At 35.5% G+C, this 18,892-nt stretch carries 20 protein-coding genes; 9 read left to right on the top strand and 11 right to left on the bottom strand.

Annotation, left to right across the window (positions count from 1 at the left end):
- Positions 1 to 152 precede the first annotated feature (152 nt).
- The 4 genes from B5E95_RS04290 to B5E95_RS04275 all read left to right on the top strand — a co-directional run bounded on the left by B5E95_RS04290 (position 153) and on the right by B5E95_RS04275 (position 4,518).
- Positions 153 to 773 carry an IS607 family transposase gene (locus tag B5E95_RS04290; RefSeq protein WP_056940766.1) on the top strand — a complete coding sequence of 207 codons (621 nt, stop codon included), beginning with the start codon at positions 153 to 155 and terminating at the stop codon, positions 771 to 773.
- A complete protein-coding gene (locus B5E95_RS04285) occupies positions 748 to 1,908 on the top strand; it encodes an RNA-guided endonuclease InsQ/TnpB family protein (protein ID WP_087235651.1) in 1,161 nt (386 codons plus the stop codon). The genes B5E95_RS04290 and B5E95_RS04285 overlap by 26 nt, the downstream gene beginning before the upstream one ends.
- Positions 1,909 to 2,098: 190 nt before the next feature.
- Entirely contained in the window at positions 2,099 to 3,076 is a 978-nt protein-coding gene (locus tag B5E95_RS04280) for an SLAP domain-containing protein (protein WP_087235650.1), read from the top strand.
- 107 nt (positions 3,077 to 3,183) lie between these two features.
- Complete coding sequence (locus B5E95_RS04275) at positions 3,184 to 4,518, top strand: MATE family efflux transporter (protein WP_087176139.1); 1,335 nt, start codon at positions 3,184 to 3,186, stop codon at positions 4,516 to 4,518.
- 56 nt (positions 4,519 to 4,574) lie between these two features.
- On the opposite strand, the gene murC is transcribed toward B5E95_RS04275, so the two are convergent.
- Complete coding sequence (gene murC / locus B5E95_RS04270; RefSeq protein WP_087176138.1) at positions 4,575 to 5,888, bottom strand: UDP-N-acetylmuramate--L-alanine ligase; 1,314 nt, start codon at positions 5,886 to 5,888, stop codon at positions 4,575 to 4,577.
- 94 nt (positions 5,889 to 5,982) lie between these two features.
- Here murC and B5E95_RS04265 point away from each other — a divergent pair, with 94 nt between their 5' ends.
- On the top strand, positions 5,983 to 7,302 hold the full coding sequence (locus B5E95_RS04265) for a hypothetical protein (protein WP_087235649.1): 1,320 nt from the start codon (positions 5,983 to 5,985) through the stop codon (positions 7,300 to 7,302).
- Positions 7,303 to 7,584: 282 nt separating this feature from the next.
- Here B5E95_RS04265 and B5E95_RS10880 read toward each other — a convergent pair whose 3' ends face one another.
- From B5E95_RS10880 to B5E95_RS04235, 7 genes are all read right to left on the bottom strand, one after another.
- Positions 7,585 to 7,785 carry a hypothetical protein gene (locus B5E95_RS10880; RefSeq protein ID WP_241146315.1) on the bottom strand — a complete coding sequence of 67 codons (201 nt, stop codon included), beginning with the start codon at positions 7,783 to 7,785 and terminating at the stop codon, positions 7,585 to 7,587.
- A complete protein-coding gene (locus B5E95_RS10620; protein WP_158227253.1) occupies positions 7,785 to 7,958 on the bottom strand; it encodes a hypothetical protein in 174 nt (57 codons plus the stop codon). Before B5E95_RS10620 ends, B5E95_RS10880 begins: the two co-directional genes overlap by 1 nt.
- A gap of 99 nt (positions 7,959 to 8,057) precedes the next feature.
- Positions 8,058 to 8,705 (bottom strand): YtpR family tRNA-binding protein, encoded by a 648-nt coding sequence (gene ytpR, locus B5E95_RS04255; protein ID WP_012212147.1) that lies wholly within the window; start codon positions 8,703 to 8,705, stop codon positions 8,058 to 8,060.
- Between the two features lie 19 nt (positions 8,706 to 8,724).
- Complete coding sequence (locus tag B5E95_RS04250; RefSeq protein ID WP_025005554.1) at positions 8,725 to 9,045, bottom strand: thioredoxin family protein; 321 nt, start codon at positions 9,043 to 9,045, stop codon at positions 8,725 to 8,727.
- Positions 9,046 to 9,114: 69 nt separating this feature from the next.
- Positions 9,115 to 9,768, bottom strand: a complete 654-nt coding sequence (trmB, locus tag B5E95_RS04245) for a tRNA (guanosine(46)-N7)-methyltransferase TrmB (protein ID WP_087176134.1) — start codon at positions 9,766 to 9,768, stop codon at positions 9,115 to 9,117.
- Positions 9,769 to 9,779: 11 nt separating this feature from the next.
- On the bottom strand, positions 9,780 to 10,979 hold the full coding sequence (locus B5E95_RS04240; protein WP_162606873.1) for an ABC transporter permease: 1,200 nt from the start codon (positions 10,977 to 10,979) through the stop codon (positions 9,780 to 9,782).
- The gene (locus B5E95_RS04235) at positions 10,972 to 11,715 is read right to left on the bottom strand and encodes an ABC transporter ATP-binding protein (RefSeq protein ID WP_025005551.1); all 744 of its coding nucleotides are present in this window, start codon (positions 11,713 to 11,715) and stop codon (positions 10,972 to 10,974) included. The genes B5E95_RS04240 and B5E95_RS04235 overlap by 8 nt, the downstream gene beginning before the upstream one ends.
- Before the next feature lie 90 nt (positions 11,716 to 11,805).
- Here B5E95_RS04235 and B5E95_RS04230 point away from each other — a divergent pair, with 90 nt between their 5' ends.
- The 4 genes from B5E95_RS04230 (at position 11,806) to B5E95_RS04215 (ending at position 14,169) form a co-directional block, all read left to right on the top strand.
- Positions 11,806 to 12,243, top strand: coding sequence for an HIT family protein (locus B5E95_RS04230; RefSeq protein WP_003627196.1), 438 nt, complete (start codon positions 11,806 to 11,808; stop codon positions 12,241 to 12,243).
- A 9-nt stretch (positions 12,244 to 12,252) separates the two neighbouring features.
- A complete protein-coding gene (locus B5E95_RS04225) occupies positions 12,253 to 12,588 on the top strand; it encodes a hypothetical protein (RefSeq protein ID WP_087235647.1) in 336 nt (111 codons plus the stop codon).
- A gap of 117 nt (positions 12,589 to 12,705) precedes the next feature.
- Positions 12,706 to 13,608, top strand: coding sequence for a peptidylprolyl isomerase PrsA (locus B5E95_RS04220; protein WP_025005549.1), 903 nt, complete (start codon positions 12,706 to 12,708; stop codon positions 13,606 to 13,608).
- 138 nt (positions 13,609 to 13,746) lie between these two features.
- Positions 13,747 to 14,169: a PAS domain-containing protein gene (locus tag B5E95_RS04215; protein ID WP_056945503.1), complete on the top strand. Its 423-nt coding sequence runs from the start codon at positions 13,747 to 13,749 to the stop codon at positions 14,167 to 14,169.
- A gap of 43 nt (positions 14,170 to 14,212) precedes the next feature.
- Here the strand turns inward: B5E95_RS04215 and B5E95_RS04210 are convergent, their stop codons facing one another.
- Genes B5E95_RS04210 through B5E95_RS04200 form a run of 3 tightly spaced genes read right to left on the bottom strand, consistent with a single transcriptional unit; the run spans position 14,213 to position 18,885 of the window.
- Positions 14,213 to 15,190: a 3'-5' exoribonuclease YhaM family protein gene (locus B5E95_RS04210; RefSeq protein WP_087235646.1), complete on the bottom strand. Its 978-nt coding sequence runs from the start codon at positions 15,188 to 15,190 to the stop codon at positions 14,213 to 14,215.
- Positions 15,183 to 17,684: an ATP-binding protein gene (locus tag B5E95_RS04205; RefSeq protein ID WP_087235645.1), complete on the bottom strand. Its 2,502-nt coding sequence runs from the start codon at positions 17,682 to 17,684 to the stop codon at positions 15,183 to 15,185. Before B5E95_RS04205 ends, B5E95_RS04210 begins: the two co-directional genes overlap by 8 nt.
- Positions 17,665 to 18,885: a metallophosphoesterase family protein gene (locus B5E95_RS04200; protein WP_087235644.1), complete on the bottom strand. Its 1,221-nt coding sequence runs from the start codon at positions 18,883 to 18,885 to the stop codon at positions 17,665 to 17,667. Before B5E95_RS04200 ends, B5E95_RS04205 begins: the two co-directional genes overlap by 20 nt.
- Between the last annotated feature and the right edge of the window lie 7 nt (positions 18,886 to 18,892).

Below are 18,892 nucleotides of genomic sequence, written 5' to 3'. Positions count from 1 at the left end.
TTATTTTTATAGTCTCATAAGTGCTAAAATCAACTTAATGGATTATTACAAAGGAGCTGATCAACTGTTAACAAAAATATGGAAATATGTAGAATATTATAGAAATATTTGCCATAATATTCATTAGAAAGTTAAACATGGAAGTGAATATTATGACAATTTTAAAACCTAAAGATGTCGCTGATCGTTTAGGAATAACCACTAGAACCCTCCAAACATGGGATCGAAAGGGTATTTTTAAAGCTAAGCGCTCTCCTACTAATCGCAGATTCTATACAGAAGATCAAATAAATCAATATTTGAGCAAAAATAGTCTAAGCTCAAATAAAAAACAAGTTGCTTATGCCAGAGTATCAACTTCTGGTCAAAAAGATGACTTAAAAGATCAATTAAGCTATATTCGACAATACGCTAACGCACAAGGTATCGTATTAGACGAAGAAATAAGCGATATTGGCAGCGGCTTAAACTATAAACGGCAAAAATGGAATAATCTTCTAGACGAAGTAATGAACAACAAAATAGATAAAATTTATATTACTTATAAAGATAGATTTATCCGTTTTGGCTATGATTGGTTTGAAAACCTATGTAAAAAGCATGGGACTGAAATAATTGTTTTGAATAATATTGACACTAGTCCTGATAAAGAACTGGTTGATGATCTGATAAGTATAATTCATGTGTTTTCATGCAGACTATATGGCTTAAGAAAGTACAAGAAAAAGATTAGAGGCGAATACTTAAATGACGATCAAGACACAAGTAGTTAAGCTAAAAGTTAATAAGACCATGCAAAAGCATCTTGATGCTCTATGCAACTATCGTCGATACTGCTGGAATAAAGGCTTAGAAACTTGGCAATTAATGTATGAAGCTCATACATTAAACAAAAAAGATAATCCCAGTCCTAACGAACGCAGAGTCCGTGATGAACTAGTCGCAAATAAAGCCGACTGGCAATATGATTTGTCTGCCAGATGTTTACAATTAGCGATTAAAGACTTAGCTAATGCTTGGAAGAACTTCTTTGATAAGTCACAACCTGATTGGGGAATACCTAGTTTTAAATCTAAGAAAGCTCCCAGACAAGGCTTTAAAACTGATAGAGCTAAGATCGTTAATGGCAGGCTTCGCCTTGATCGCCCAAGAAGCATTTCAAAAGAGTCTTGGTTTGATTTAAAAAGCTATGAAGCTCTAAAGATGGATGAAGTCAAAGTAGTAAGTGTCTTCAAAGAAAAAGATAATTATTATGCGGCTCTTCCTTATGAAGAAGAAATTAAACTAAAAGCTAAAACCCAGCAAAAGACAGCAGTTGATGTCAATGTTGGCCACTTTAACTATACCGAGGGGCAAATCAATATTCTGCCTGCTAAATTGCAAAAGCTCTATAAGCGTATTAAGCATTATCAAAGAATGCTGGCACGTAAAAGAGAAGTTAACGGTAAGTTAGCTACAAAATCAAATAATTACTTTGCAGTGAGAACCAAACTGCAAAGAGATTATCGCAAAGCAGCTAATATTCAAAACGATCTATTACAAAAATTTACTACTAAGCTTGTTAATAATTACGATCAAATTGTAATTGAAGATTTGGCAGTCAAAGAAATGATGATGACGCATGTAGCTTCAAAAGGAATGCAGAGATCACTTTTTAGCAAGTTTAGACGAATACTAACTTATAAGTGTGATTGGTATGGCAAAGAATTAATCTTGGCTGATAAAACATACCCATCAACTCAAAGATGTGCTGCGTGCGGTTATGTCAAAAAAGGCGAGGAAAAGATCACTTTGCAGGGCAATAAAAAGCATGGTACCAAACATAATGAGTATGTCTGTTATGAGTGTGGCTACAAGAATGATCGAGATGAAAATGCAGTTTTAAATCTTTTAGCTTTGGCAAAATAAAGAAAATAAACAGGGCTGGCTAGGTCCTTAAGCTGTAAGAGCTAGTCAATGTGATTACTCCTATTTGGAATATCAGAATACTAGTGAAGACGACAGTAAATGAAACAAAGAAAGGAAAAATATATCTTTCTGATATGTAGGAAATTCGTATTCTTCTACATATTTCCATGTTTTATATAGCAGACAAAATATGACTACTAAAAAATTAGCAACTATCGCAGCAGCTTTATTAATCAGTGTTACACCAGCAGCTGCTATTATCAATCAACCTGTTCACACAGTTCAAGCAGCTACGCAATCACAAAAAGGTAAAGTTACTCTCAAGAAATCCTTTAACGGCACAGTTCAAGTCTTCAACAGCAAAGGCAATGCCACTACCACTACCCAAAAAGTCAATGGCAAGAAGATGACTGTTGCTTCAACGGTTAAATCAGGCTCAAGTTTTAAATATTATGGCAAGCCTATCCTGATCCAAGGTAAAAAAGTAGATGCAAAAACTTCTAAGAACTACCACTACACTACCGCTTCTTACGTTAACATCGGTAAAAAACGCTACATCAAATCTTTGAATGTTAGCTCAATGGATGGACAAAATGTTTTAATCTTGAGTTCCAACTCTCGCATTTATGATAAAAACGGTCACCGCACTACTTTCAATGGTTTGTCACTCATCCCTAAATATATGTTAGTTAAAACACCAGCTAAAACCCACGCCACAACTAAGAATGACGTATTTTACTACTTCTCAAATCTTAGCGGATCTAAAAAGAGAAGTTTGAACACAACCACTATCAAGGGCAAGCCTTTTTATGCTTTAGGCAACGGTGCTTATATTTATGCTTCAAATGCTGGTTTTGTTAACGGCAACACTCTTTACCAAGCTTCTGGCACCACTACAGCCACTATTTTAAACAAGATCCACGTTTTAAATAATAAGCTCAAGTCAACTAGCAAGTTGCTCAAGATTGGTCAAAAAGTTAAGGTAGATGCCACCAAGACCACTGGTAAAGGCGACAGCGCTGCACTTTACTTCAGAATTGCTGGCACCAAAGGTAAAAACGCACAATACATTTACTGGGGCGACGACGCTGAATATGGTATGGATCAAGAAAGCACCACAGATGAATTCCAAGGCAACTTCAATTTAGATAATCACCTTGCTAATTAAGATAATATGCTAAAATTAAATTAACGATAATATATGGCGACCTAGAATCGTGAGGTTTTCCTCAAAGTATCTTTCTAGGTCGCTTTTTTCAATGTAGGAGAAAATTTATGGATGAATTATTTGCTAAAGCCCCGATCAAAAAGGTCTACTTTAAGCTAGCATTGCCAGTTGTTCTAGGGATGATCACTACCATGATCTACAACCTGGCAGACACAATGTTTGTTGCCAAAACTGGTGATACAAACTTGGTAGCAGGAATCACGATCGGTGCCCCGCTCTTTACCTTTTTAATTGCCGTTTCCGACATTTTTGGTCTCGGTGGTTCTTCATTGATTTCGCGTTTATTCGGCGAAAATAATTATGCCTTGAGTAAACGCGTAAGTAGTTTTTGTATGATTGGTGGAATTGTCACCGGTTTAATCTTAACAGCTATTTTATTAATCTTTGAAACCTCTATTCTTCATCTTCTTGGTGCTAAAGCTGCCACTTATCAGGATGCTGCCGATTTTTATCGTGTAATATCAATTGGTGCTGCTCCAATTATCTTTTCAATTATTCCGCAAAATCTAATCAGAACAGAAGGCCTAGCTACTCAAGCAATGGTTGCCACAATGACGGGCACAATTTTGGCAATTATTCTTGATCCGATTTTCCTATTTGGTTTAAAAATGGGCGCAATTGGTGTTGGGATTGCCAACGTTACAGGTTATCTAGTCACTGATGCTATTCTCATTTACTACGTTTTATACAAAACTGACTACATCAAATTAAAGCTAAAATATAGCAAAATTAGCGGCAAAACAATCAAAGATATCGTAGCAATCGGCATCCCCGGTTCAATCACCAACTTCGCTCAAAGCTTTGGCATGGCACTTCTTAACTCATCTTTAGCTCTATACGGCGCAAACAAAATCGCCGCAATGGGGATTACCCAAAAAATTTATAGTATCGTTATCTTGGTAATCGTTGGTTTTGCCTTTGGTTCACAACCTTTAATTGGTTACAACTATGGTGCTAAAAACTGGAAACGATTAAAGAAAATTCTAAACTTTGATATTCTTGTGCAAGTTGTCTACGCTGTAGTTTCAGGTGGACTGTTGTTCCTCCTTGCTCGTCCAGTTACTGCTTTATTTATGAATCAACCGGACATCGTTAATGCCGGCAGTTACATGTTAATTGCGACCATCATTACTACACCAATCGTTGGTATCATTTTAGTTTACACTACCGTCTTCCAATCAGTAGGTAATGCTTGGGCTGCCTTTATCATGGCAATTACTCGTCAAGGCGTTGTCTACTTTATCGCATTAGAAATTCTAAAAGTCACATTTGGCTACCACGGTATCGTTTGGGCTCAAGCAGCCAGTGATATCATCACCTGCATCATCGGTTACTTTATTTATGAAAAGAGCCTGGATCTCAAGGATAAAATCAAAGATTAGCCAAAATAAAAACTGCTCTCTTATTGAGAACAGTTTTTTTCATGCTTATCTTTCAATTAAAGCAATTTTTCAAAAGCATCTTCATACTTAGGAATATCGCCGGCACCCATAAATACGATGACAGAATTCTTATTCTTAGTTAAATCAGCAATGTTATCTAAGTCAATAACTTCTGAACCTGGGATATTCTTAACCAAGTCTTCACTTGAAATATCACCATTAGCTTCACGAGCTGAAGCATAAATTGGAGTTACATAAGCCTTGTCTACGCCACGTAAAATTTCTTCGAAGTCTTTTTGATACTTCTTAGTTCTTGAGAAAGTGTGTGGTTGGAAGACGACAACCAACTTCTTGTCTGGGAACTTTTGACGGGCAGCTTGGATAGTTGCACGCATTTCAGTTGGGTGGTGAGCATAGTCATCAATAACTGCAATGTCGCCAAAGTCTTTTTCACTAAATCTACGCTTAGCACCCTTAAAGGTAAGAAGACCATCACGAATGTCATCCATTGGTACCTTTTCAGTGTAGGCAACCGCAATAACAGCAGTTGAGTTCAAAATGCTGTGGTCACCAAACAAGTGAATTTCAAATTCGCCAAGATCCTTGCCATGTGCTAAAACATGGAACTTAGAACCAGTAGTTGACTTCTTAATGTCAGTAGCTTGGAAGTCATCAGTGTCGTTAAAGCCGTAAGTGTATTTAGGAATATCAGTCTTAAGGTTTGGAAGACGCTTGTCATCGCCCCATACAAACAATGCCTTCTTAGTTTGATCAGCTGCTGATTGGAATGCGCTGGTGTAATCGTCTTGATCCTTGAAGTAGTCTGGGTGGTCAAAGTCGATGTTAGTCATAATTTGGTAATCTGGGTGATATGCCAAGAAGTGACGACGGTATTCATCAGCTTCGTAAACGAAGAAGCGTGAGTCTGGAACACCCTTACCACGACCGTCACCAATTAAGTAAGTAGTTGGTGCAACTTCACCCAAAACGTGTGACAAAAGACTAGTGGTTGAAGTCTTGCCGTGAGTACCTGAAATACCGATTGAAGTATGCATTTGAACGATTTCTTCAACAGTATCTGGATAAGATTGCCACTTAACGCCCTTATCAAGACATGCCTTAACTTCTGGGTTATCTTCCTTGAAGGCGTTACCCTTAACGATTACTTGTTCATCGTTACTCTTGATGTTGCTTGGATCAAAGTTCTTAACATCAATTCCTACTTTTTCAAGTGGCACTTGAGTGAAAGTATATTTTTCGATATCACTACCTGCTACGTTGTAGCCTAAGTCATGTAAAAGCAAGGCAAGGGATGCCATACCTGTACCCTTAATACCAATGAACCAAATTTGCTTATTCTTGTCTAACATTTATTTACCCTCGAATTTTTAACGTTTTTATTCGTTAACTATTTTACCATTTTTGTATGATATAATTTTGAAAAATTACAGAAAGGTACCCAATATGAAATTTGATAAATTTTCTCCCGTAACTGGCAATGACTTAACAATCGTCCAAGGTCAATCACGCTACGGCGTTGACTGCCAAGATAGCACAATCGATATTTATGATTTAACTACTGACAAATACTGGCAAGATAATCCTTTTCCAGGTAATCAATTGGTCTTCTTCAATTTTCAAACTGGACAAAAATTTGAACCGATGTCACGTAAAGAAAACCAATTCTTCTTTAGCGTTATCTACCAAAATGGTTATTTCTATTTTTTACATGCCCAACTTGATCAAGATCAACTAACCTTATTCAAATATCTTCCTAGTCAAAAACCTGAAATTATTCATCAAATGCCACTTACTGGTTTACATACTCTTAATTTATCGCTAGTTAATGATCGAGCACATGTCTGGATTGCTTCTTTTAATGATGCCATTGACTTCTACTATCCGCAAAAATTTTCCGTAGTTAATGAACCCGATCAAAGCCTGCTTTTCATCGATGATAACAAGCTTTACTTTGAACAAAATAGTGACTTTTATTCAGATAACGAATACGAACACATTCCTGATCGGATAATCATCAAAGATTTTAATGATCATGTTCTCAACAACATGCAAGGAAATATCATCTTGCTATCTAATGGTCTATGGCAAAAAGTTAATGATAGTTTCATCTTGCCTTATTGGGGAGAACAGCACCCGTTAAATGGTCAAGATCGGTATTGGGTAACAATTTCTGATTATACTAATTTTGAAGATCTACGTAAGAGTTATTGGAAAAATAGAATCTATCCTGGTAATCGTCTGATCTTTTTTGATCAAAAGACTGGCAAAACTTTTTCACCATTTTCAGCTAAGCCTAATATTTGTTACGGTGAAGCAATTTTCAATGATGGATTTTTCTATTTTACTCAAGTAAACATTGAGGCAAACGAATTACATATTTTTAAATACTATCCTGAACAAGAAGCAGAAATTATTTTTACCTGCTCATTAAATGCAGTAAATTTAAATGATCTATATCTAATACGTTCTGATAATCAAGTACAATTAATCAGCAATACTGATCAGAACTCAGAAACAGAAAATTCCGTAGTCAAAGGTGTTTTCCCTGAAAAATTCACCCTAACTTGTACTGAAAGTCAACTGCCTCTATTTATGAAGAATCATCAAATGTATTTCAGTGATTATGAAGAACAGTACAATGACAATGGTGATTTTGTTAAATACGTTTACTACACCTGTAGCAAAAATTTAAACAATAAATTGATTTCAAAAGAACTTGGCTTGTACACTCTAGCTCCAGACGGCAAATGGTGGTTAAGCTAACAAAAAAGTTGATAAATTAGTTTCAAAACTAGTTTATCAACTTTTTACTTTATATTTTTATTAATTATCATGTGCTATTATTTTTCTTGACCAATTAGGTAGTTCAGAAGTCATAAAATGCTTATTATCAATCCGCTGATAAATTCTAATTAATGAGTCACCTGAATTGTCATAGATACTTACAGAATCAAACTTTCTTATCAATTCGTATAATGTATTTAAGGATCTATCATATCTTTTCTTTATCATTTCTTTTCTAACACCGTGACCACCGTTTGCTACTCAAATTTTAACACGCTCAATTGCCAGTTCAGCTGATGATAAACCTACATAAAGTAAACATATATCTTGCCAATCCCAACCATTTCGACGACTTATTTCATCTGCATTTATTTCATATGGTATGACTTTATTAAACTGACTTTGAGTTAATGTGGATTTCCCCGCTCCATTCACACCAGCAAAAATATACAAAATAGGCATTAATACGGTCCACCTTGACTAATAAGTTTTTGCTGTTTTTGTGCCAGAATATAATTATAAATACTATTCCATAATGTCCATTCATTTTGATCTTTTGCATCATTACAATGTTGCTCAACATCAATTAGACTAACGGCATTAATTGAGCGAATAATTTGCTCAGTATCTGACATAAAATCACATCCTTTGAGTATATATTATACAAAATTAAATCAAAAAAAGATTGCAAAACCATTCAGGTGTTGCAATCTTTTTTATATACTAAATTCAAATTATAAAGTAATTTCACCACTAGCGATCAATTCGTCGCACTTAGTTGGTTCAAATTCTGCACCAACTTCAAAGTTGTCAGGAACAACCATAATACCACGCTTTTGTGGTGCGTGTGGAAGTCCTAATTCACGAGCTGAACAAATCATACCGTATGAATCAACACCGCGAAGAGCGCCTGGCCAAATTTGTTCACCATTTGGCATTAAAGTACCTGGAAGAGCAACAACAACCTTTTGGCCTTGTGCAATGTTAGGAGCACCACAAACGATTTGGTGTTCTTCACCGTCACCTACTTCAACAGTAGTTACGTGAAGGTGATCTGAATCTGGGTGCTTTTCACAGGTCTTAACGTAGCCGTAAACAAGAGTTGGCTTGCCATAAGCTAACTTATCATCAAAACCAACTTCAGCAAGCTTCTTATTTAATGCTGCAAGTTCATCATCTGAAAGCTTAACTGGACCATTTGGCAACTTGTCAAAGTCGATTAACTTATCAACATTGAAAAAGTTAAAACCAATAGTCTTGCCTTCATCGTTAGTTACGCGAGTAACATCTTCTTTTTCTTCAAATGAACTACGGCCTTCATCATGACCCATAATCACGATCAAAGTATTAGGATAAGCTTCTTTATTAGTACTAGTAATCATGCTTCTCTATTTTCTCCTTTTAATCAAGTGATCGTAAAAAGTTTTCTACTTCATCTTTAGTTTTACGGTCCTTATTTACTAGTCTACCAATTTCTTTGCCATCTTGGTAGACAACAAATGAAGGAATTCCCATAATCATTAATTTTTTTGCAACATCCATTGAGCCATCACGGTCAATTTGGTAAAACTTAGCATCTGAGAAATCTTTTTCAATTTCTGGCAAGAATGGATCTAAGAAACGGCAATCAGGGCACCAGTTTGCAGAAAATTCCAATACAACGCGGCCTGACTTCGTGATTTCTGTTAATTGATCTTCTGTTAATTCTTTAATCTTTTCCATAATTTTATCCCTCATTATCAGCTTACTATTTATAAGTATTTTAATGATTAAAAATTCATTTTACAAGTGCTATGCTTCAAAACTTGCATGCAATGCATAAATTGGATTGCCTTTAGCAGCAAATTTATGCTCGTATTCAGTTTCAATATTCTTCTCCACGATTTCAGGCTTTTCGTGATGTAAGTCTACTGAAACGAAATCAAAGTGCATCCCAAAATTATTCATACTTTGCACAGAATAAGCAAACAAACCAGAATTATCTGTCTTAAATTCGATATGACCGTCATTAGTTAAGACTTGTTGATATTTAGCTAAAAAGCTCTTATAAGTCAATCTACGCTTCTCGTGGCGGGTCTTTGGCCATGGATCACTAAAGTTTAAGTAAATGACATTTGTGCTGTTTTCAGGGAAGAAACAGTTAATATCAGCCGCATCCCCACGCAAAATTTGTAAGTTATCTAGACCCTTTTCAAGCTTAGTTCTCAAAATAATCCCAGCTGCAGTAGTTTGAAGTTCAAGTGCTACATAATTTTTATCGGGATTATTTTCAGCTAATGTAGTAATAAAATGTCCTTTACCAGAACCTACTTCAATTTCAATCGGATTGTCATTACCAAAACGTGCTGCCCAATCAATCTTCTTGTCAGGGTCAGGATTTTGCAAAACACTTTCAGGATGTTCATTAACGAGCTTTACAGCCCAAGGTTTATTTCTTAATCTCATTCTTTCAATTCCTATCTCTTTATTTTTTGTTGTTTAACTCTAACTGGCAAATAACCATAATTGATAATCATCGTGAAGACAAACAATACCACAATACTAATCCAAAGATGAGAATCAATTGGCAATAATATCAACCAGAATACGCTGACTAATAACCATTGAATCAAAAGTCCTAAGTTTAAGACTTTGACTAAGTCTTTCCCGCGATTATCACGCACAATGGGATAAACACGATACATGATGTTTGAATCAAATTCGGTTGCCATTGGCAATAATTGGTAAACGGTCAAGAAAATAACTAAGCAGGACAAACCAAGTGCCCAGCGCCAATCTTGTACTAGCCAGGAAATCAAAATGGCAAAAACTGTCATTCTAACTAATAAATTCAAGTATTCTGGATTTCTAAGCAGTGATCTCCGGTACAAGAATAAGTTAGGATTTTCTTTAGCAATTGCCTTAGGTAAAAGAAAATCAAGATATTTTCTACGTTTAATCGTCACTTGTTTTTCTTCAACATCGGTGAACATGCTGAAGATGCTGTAGACACGGTCTTTTCTTGCCTTTTCACTTTCAACAGCATAACGCCAGTTAAAAACTCCCTTATCTTTTTTTGTACCTAAGTGACCCATCATCATTAAAACAATGACTTCAATCGGATATACATAAGAACCAAGGCTACCAATTAATAAAACCACCAAGGTAATTAATAAGCTAACCCAATTAGGAAAATTGTAGTAAAAATACAAATTCTCTTTTTCAATTAATATCATGACTGCCTTTAAGAGAATCGTCCCAATTAAAATTAAAGCATATGACCAGACTGGAATTCCTGCCTTAATCGTAGCAAATGGAAATAAAATTCCCCCTAAGAGTACAATCAAGATTGTTGGCAAAACCAAGCTATACTTGATCATTGGTTTGAGATATTCATCCATCTGCTCATCTTGAGTGAACAAAAACTGCATATCAGCATCTTTTAACAAAGTAACCAAATGCCCCGTTAATAGCGGTAGCCACAATAAAAAGCCCACTAATGGCTTGTAAAACCATAAGTTATTGGGGATCACTTTCATGGCTTGTGCATACCAGAACATCAAAGCCCCGAATAAAAAGATCAAAGCCAAAATAAAGAAGTCATTGAAAACCAGTGTTAAATACTTAACTGATTGCTTAAGGTTTTCGTTTAACCTTTTTTTCGCTAAATCACGCATTGCCATTATCCTCTCTATTCAAAGCTAAATAGAGTTTATCAAATGGATCATCAGGCCTTAAACCATAGTGCTGACGAATTTCTTGCAAATTGCCAATCACTTCAATTGTTCCGCGATTTAAAACAGCATAATTAGAAATTGCTTGTTGCGCATCAGCTAATACGTGAGTAGTCATCAGCACCATCTTGCCGTTAGCAATTGACTGCTTAATTAAATCTATCAAATTGGCTACCGCAAGTGGATCAAGCCCAGTAAATGGTTCATCAATAACGAGCAAGCTTGTATCTGCTAAAAAGGCTGACACGATCATTACCTTTTGTCGCATCCCTTTAGAGAAGTGAATTGGTAACCAATCAAGCTTATCATCTAATCTAAACATTTTAAGCAATTCATGTGCTCGATCCCATGACTTACTTGCATCAAGGCCATAACTAAGCATGGTTAATTCCAAATGTTCCTTTAACGTTAATTCTGGATACAAAACCGGTGTTTCAGGAATATAAGCAACTTGCCGCTTAAATTTGGTTGGCTGCATCGTCAAATTCACGTCATTGAGTAAAATCTTACCCTTCTGTGGTCTAAGCAAACCTAAAATGTGCTTAATCGTAGTCGACTTACCCGCACCGTTTAAACCAATTAAGCCCAGTGCTTCTCCTGGCTTAATCTCCAAATTAATATCTTTAATAACTGGGACACCAGTATAGCCCCCAGTTAAGTGTTCAATTTTTAATGTCATTTTTTCGTTTCTTTCCTTAGTAAACTATCATGTTTTATAATATCATGGATATTAGTAGAAACTAAAGTCTAACAAATAAGAGGTAATTATATGGAAAATAAAAATTTAGTTGACGATTGTTTATTCTGCAAAATTATCCGCGGTGAAGTTCCAAGTTACACTGTCTTTGAAAACGACGACGTTAAAGCTTTCTTAGACATTTCTCAAGTTAACCCAGGCCACACTTTGATGATCCCTAAGAAGCACATCACTAACTTATTTGACTACACTAAGGAAGATGCCCAAAGATATTTGCAATACATTCCTGAAATTGCTAATGCAATCAAAAAGGCATTTCCTAACGTTACTGGTATGAACATTACCACTAACAACGGTAAGTCAGCTAACCAAGTAGTAATGCACTCACATATTCACTTCATTCCTCGTTTTGAAGGCGATGGCTTGAAGCTCATGACTCGTAACAACGCCGATCAATACGATGAAGCAAAATACAATGAAGTAGCTGATAAGATTAAAGCTCAATTTTAAGGAGAAATAATGAAACATTTTCTTTTAGGTACTATTTTTGGTGCAGCAGCTGGAACCGTTTTTTCTTGCATGAAAGATAGCGAAGGCAATCGTCCCGGCAAACCACTCAAAGATGAATTTGATGCATTTAAGCATGAAACTAGCCGCTTTAATCAAGCTTTACAAAAAGCCAAAAAAGCTAGTCAAGATTTAAATGATCAAATGCCTCAAGCTGAACGAACTATTAGTGATATCAGTGATAATATTGAAAAATATTCAAGACATATTGAACCAACTGTTGATAAAATCAAACAAAAAAGTGATCAATTAAATCAAGATTTTGGTGAAAATAATATCGTTAAATAAGAAATATTAAAGAAAATTTGATTTTTTTATGAATATTGCTTATTTGAAAACGAAACAACTAATTTTATGGTATATTAGTTGACAGTTACTTAATTAAGGATGTGGAGATTTATTTATATGAAGAGTTATATGAAAAAAGTTGCTGCAGTTGTTGCTGTAGCTGGTGTTGCTTTATCTACTGCTGCCTGCTCAAATAGCGGCAACAATGCTACTGTTGCTTCATACAAGGGTGGTAAGATCACTCAACAACAATACTACGATGAAATGAAGAAGTCTCAAGCTGGTAAGTCAGCTTTGGCTAACATGATTATTAACCGTGCTTTGGAACAACAATACGGCAAATACGTTTCATCAAAGAAAGTTGACAAGCAATACAACAACTACAAGAAGCAATACGGTTCACAATTTAGTGCTGTTTTACAACAAAATGGTATGACCGCTTCAACATTTAAGCAAAACTTGAAGACTAACTTGCTTTCTGAAGCAGCTTTGAAGCACATTAAGAAGATTTCTAAAAAGCAAGAACAAGAAGCTTGGAAGAATTACCAACCTAAGGTAACTGTTCAACACATTTTAGTTGCTAAGAAGTCAACTGCTGAAGACATTATCAAGCAATTGAAGGATGGTAAGAGCTTCAAGAGTTTAGCTAAGAAGTACTCACTTGATACTGCTACTAAGAATAAAGCCGGTAAGCTTCCTGCATTTGATTCAACTGATAACACTTTAGACAGTGCATTCAAGACTGCCGCATTCAAGCTTAAGACTGGTGAAGTTACTGAAAGTCCAGTTAAGTCACAATCTGGTTACCACGTAATCAAGATGATTAGTCACCCAGCTAAGGGTAAGTTTGCTGATCACAAGAAGGCTATCGATGATGAAATTTACGCATCAATGGCTCAAGATCAAGCTGTTATGAAGGACGTTATTGCTACTGTATTGAAGAAGGCAGACGTTTCTATCAAGGATAACGACTTAAAAGATGTATTATCAGCTTACGTTTCAACTGGTGCTACTAAGTAATAAATTTTACTAAATTAAAAAATCCAATTCTCGCTTGAGAGTTGGATTTTTTCTTTACTCTTAATTATCTATCCTTTTAATAACAGCGTAAGTAACCGCTTTAATGCTACAATTAAAGTATAGAAAGAAGCTTTAATCATGAATGAAATCAAGTTAAAAGGTGGTCACTTATCACTTCCCGAATTAAACGCAATTTTTACTACCATTCCACAAGAATTTGATGTTCTTGATGAAAATGATATCGTCGTATGGTCATCAATGAATGAGCATCGCATCTTCCCTAGAACCGAGAAAGATATTGGTAAAACTGTCTTCGAAGTGCATCCCGGTCACTCACAAGGACGAGTTAAAGCAGTTTTAAAACAAATGCACGAAGGTGAGCGTAATTCAATTTCAATCAATATTCACAAAAACGGACAGCCATTAAATATTTCTTTTTATAGCCTTCACGATGATAATGGTAAATATTTAGGCTGCGTAGAAGTTACTCAACCCGTCCAAAGTTATCAGGTTAAAGGTAGTAAATGGCGTAATTTTATAAATATAATTCACAAAAAATAATTACTAAAAAAGCAGTACAAACGATAATTTGTACTGCTTTTCTCTATTCTAAATGTCGTGCCTTTTCCAGTGCTGGATCATGCTTAGGGTGATAATACCTCTTACCATCTTGGCTAAGCAATGGTTCTGTAAACTGCCCCTTAGGCGTATGCTGCAAAGCATTCGTTACAGCATACACAGTCGCATCTAAATCATCAATGCGGTGAAGCAATTCAGCTTCAAGCAAGGCTGGCAACTTAGGTGAACCATATTCAAATTTACCATGATGCGATAAGACCATATGTCTAAGCAAAAGCAAATCTTCTGATTCAAGATCAAAGTTTAATTCATTAGCTGCAAGCATAATTTGTTCATCTATTAATACTAAATGACCAACTAGATTTCCTTCAGCCGTGTACTGTGTTGCAGCAGGTCCTGTAAGCTCTAAAACTTTGCCCATATCATGTAAAATACATCCTGCGTAAAGCAAAGACCGATTAACTTGCTCATAATTATCAGACAAACCTTTAGCATCCTTTAACATCGATAATGTGTGAAATGCTAATCCGCCTCGAACCGCATGGTGATTACTTTTGCCCGCTGGATAATCATAGAATCTTTTACCCCATTTTTTAAGCAAATATTCTACGATTGTCTTCCAAGTCTTATTTTGAATCTGAGCCACAAAATTGTTAATCTCCTGCTCCATTTCATTAATTGGTTCAGGAGCAGATTTAATAAACTGATCAAGCTCATATCCTTCTTGTGGACCTACAACACGCAAACTATAAATTCGAATCTGTGGTCGCCCTTGATACTCTTCTCTTTTACCATTTAACTCAACGATCGTACCAGTACTAAAGGTCGCTGCATCCTGATTATTAGCATCCCAATAATTGCCACGGATTTCACCTGAGCCATCGCCAAATTGCATAGCTAAATAAAGATTATTTTTCTTATTATGACGCAATTGTGAATTCTTAATTAAGACCACAATATCCATTTCTTCACCATCGTTATAATCTAACAATCGTTTAAGCATCTTGAGTTCCTTTCGTAAAAGTTAAAGGCGTAATTTCTAATTGATCAACCAATTTTTCTTGAGCAGTAAAAATCAATACTTGATTATTTTCACTAATCTTTTCAAGTAATTTCTTAATATAGCTGATTCGACGATCATCAAAATTAACAAATGAATCATCAATTAAAATTGGTAAATTAATCTTATCTTTGATTTGTTCAATAAATGCTAATTTCAATGCAAAGTAAAGCTGTTCGGCTGTCCCACGAGACAAGTATTTCACTTCACGCTTCTTACCATCTTTACGCATAACCGTTAGCTTTTTATCTAAAACGATATTTACGTAGCGACCACCAGTAAGCAAAGCAAAATATTCCTTAGCGGCATTCAGCATCTTAGGGAAACGCTCATTGGAAGCTAAATCGAGTGAACGGCTAATCCACTTAGAAGCTAGCAAATTAGCCAGATACTCTTGACTGCTGTTAACGAAATTAGTTTCGGTATTGGCTAGCTCCTGCTTTGCCTCAAAAACTGCAGTAGAATCAGCCAAATTGTCCAATTGAACCTGCAATTTAGCCACCTGCTGCTGTAATTCATCAATTTCTTCAGTTACATCAGAAGATTGGGCAGCCAGACTTTGAAGTTGTGCTAAAACCTTGCCTGGTTCTTTGGCTTCTTGTTTTAATTCATCTAAATCATCATGCAAACTTTTTTCAAGAGCATCATATTGAGCTTTAATTTTAGCTTGATCTAAAGACTCTTGATAAGCTGCATCATAATCCGCCATATTTTCTACATTAGCTTGCGCAAACACAGCCTTTAATTTTAAACCAAGCTCTTTTAACTCTTGCTTATCCTGATTCAGTGAACTAGTTAAATTAGACTTCTTCTGCGTTAATTCTTGTTGTTTATTAATTTGTTCTTCGATCTCATCTAATCCATTCAAAACCTGATCAAAATCATCGTCGATCGGCTCTCTTAAGACATTCTGGACATTGGCAGCTAATTGAGCAACTTGCCGATTAATTTTATTTAATTCTTCCGCATTAGTCTTTTCGGCACTCTCTTTAAGCTTGTATTGATTTAAATTAGTCAACACACTATTCAGATCCAACATATCAGGATCCAAATTATATTTTGAATAAAAAGCTTGCCTTTGATTTTTAACTGCCTTTTGTTTTGCTAAAATATCTGCTGCTTGTTTACTTGCCTGTGTATTTTTGACATAGCCAAAGCCTGCAAGTCCAATACCAGCTATTAATACAATAATCCCTACCACTCCAGCAGTTCCTAATAAAATTAAACCTAGAACTACTAGTACAGCACCAACAATATACCAAAGTTTATCACTAGAGCTAATTTCATTAACTTCTTCATTTTGTTTTGCTGGCAACGCTAAGAAATCTTCTTTTAGCTGCTTAATATCTTCTGTATTTAAATCGCGTAGCTCATTAATTTCAGGTGATAAAGCAAGTAGTTGCTGCTCTTCTTGCTTCAACTGATCAGCTTTTTGTAAACAATTACGATATTCAACCTGCCATTGCAATAACTGCGGCTTTTGTTGAACAACTTTCTTAGATTCGTTTAGATCAATTAAGTCTTCTTCTGTTAACTCAGATAATTGCTTTTGTAAAGATTGCATCATCTTTTGTAAATTTCGCCCTTGAGCCATTAAATCTTGAGCTTTTTGGTAGTTTTCACTATCAAATTTGATATCTTTTATCTGCTTTTGTAAATCTAATAAAGTTGTATAGTTGCTTAATTCTTTTTGTAAATCACGCAAACTTGCCTGTTTAGTTTGAATATTTGCTAAAGCCTGCTGTGCCTTTTTCAACCGATCTTGATGATCTTTCAGATCCTGAGCAAGCTCTTCATAATCACTAAATTCCGCTTTAGTTTGAACTAACTTGTCACGATCCGTTTCTATTTGCTTTAATAGGCGGTTAACTTCTGGCTTTTTCCCAGTCTTTTTAAATAGTTTGCCAGCTTCCTTGGCAAAATCATCACGTAATTTCAGTAATTGACCACTATTAGCCGCACCTAAATAATAAATACGCTCCAGCAAATCTTCCTGACTCAGACTAGTAACTTGGCCCAACATTTCCTGATTAAAAATAAAGCTATCAGCATAAAAAGAGCCATCAATATTTTGAATCTGGTCAAAAAACAAGCTTTCAGGGACAACTTGACCGTCTTTTTTAACGGTTAAAATTCCTTTTTTAGTTTTATCACCCTTGGCATAAAGACGTTCCAGCTCATATTCTGAATCACCGTTTTCAAAAATCAAGCTACCGCCCATTGGACTAACATGTGCTAGCGGCGTATAGTCTTCAAAAAATGGCGAAGCATTGCTACGCAAATGAAAACCAAACATTATTTGCTTAATAAAAGCTACAGTTGTACTCTTGCCGGCTTCGTTAGCACCAAAAAAGACATTAATTTGGTCACCAGGTAAATCAAATTTTTTATTAGAGAATTGGCCAAAGTTGACTATCTTAATTTGTTTCAGTCTCATCAGTAATTCCTTTCAATTTACCCATTAACTTAACCTCAGTTAGTTGCTTCACAGCCTTAATAAAAGCGGGATCTTCCGTTAATTGAGCTGCTATAGGATCCTTTTTCTTCCAATCGCTAACAATCTTATCAAACTCATCATTTTCAAATATTTCTGCCTTAGCTTGCTCAAAGGCTTGCTGATCATTTTCATTAAGTTCCAAATTAGAACTTATTTTCAACCGTACATCTACTAATTGCGAATCAAACGGCAAATTCTGTGAAATGTTTTGCCAAAAATCCGTGTCTTGCACTAGCTCTTGTTCTTCATCAGTCATAAATTGGGCGCCAGCAGTAGTTAAACTGAAATAAGTTTTTTGTTTTGCATTATTTAGACTTGCAATAATTTCATTTTGTAAATCAGCTTTACTAATTTGAGTATCTAATTCAACTTGTACTCCTTGCCATAAAATTGGGCCTGTCGTCTTAAATTCAATACTTGTTTTTTTAGTATTCTCATCAATCACGCCAAGGTAGCATCCCTTAGCACCCATTTCATTGATGTGACGTCCTTGAATATTGCCTGAATAAACAATCCATGGCTTTTCACTCAAATTACGCCGAGCATGAATATGTCCTAAAGCAAAATAATCATAATTCAATGCTTGAACCTCAGATACCGTAAACGGTGCATAAACATTTTTACGGCTATCAGCTTCTTTTTCTTGGGCGTGCATTAAACCAAAAGTATAATTATGTTCCTTTCCAGGAAAATCTGGAATTTTATCTTCTGTAATATGATTATTTAAATATGAAAAGCCCACAACATCGTAGTTAAAATTATCTTTAGTCTTAAATGTTGCTTTTTCTACTGCTTCATTTGCACCAATCAATTTAAAATATGGGCTCTGATTAACCAATAAATCTTCACGTCGCATATGATCATGATTACCAAAAATCATTACTACTTGGATCTGCGCATCTGTTAAACGTTTAATCTGCTGTGCAAAAAACAACTGCGAACGTGGAGATGGCTTAGCACTATCAAAGGTATCACCTGCAATTAAAACCAGGTCGACCTTTTCAGCCAACGCCAAATCTACAATCCGTGTTAATGATTGGTCTGCTGCTTGATATATCTGATTAAATTCCTTAGATGGCAAAAAAGATAGCCCGCGAAATGGACTATCTAAATGCGCATCTGCAAAATGAATGAATTTCATCGCAAAT

This window comes from Lactobacillus gallinarum (assembly GCF_002160635.1).
In the GTDB taxonomy this organism is placed as follows: domain Bacteria; phylum Bacillota; class Bacilli; order Lactobacillales; family Lactobacillaceae; genus Lactobacillus; species Lactobacillus gallinarum.
Note: the sequence above shows the minus strand (reverse complement) of the source record. Positions and strands in the feature narration are given on the sequence as shown.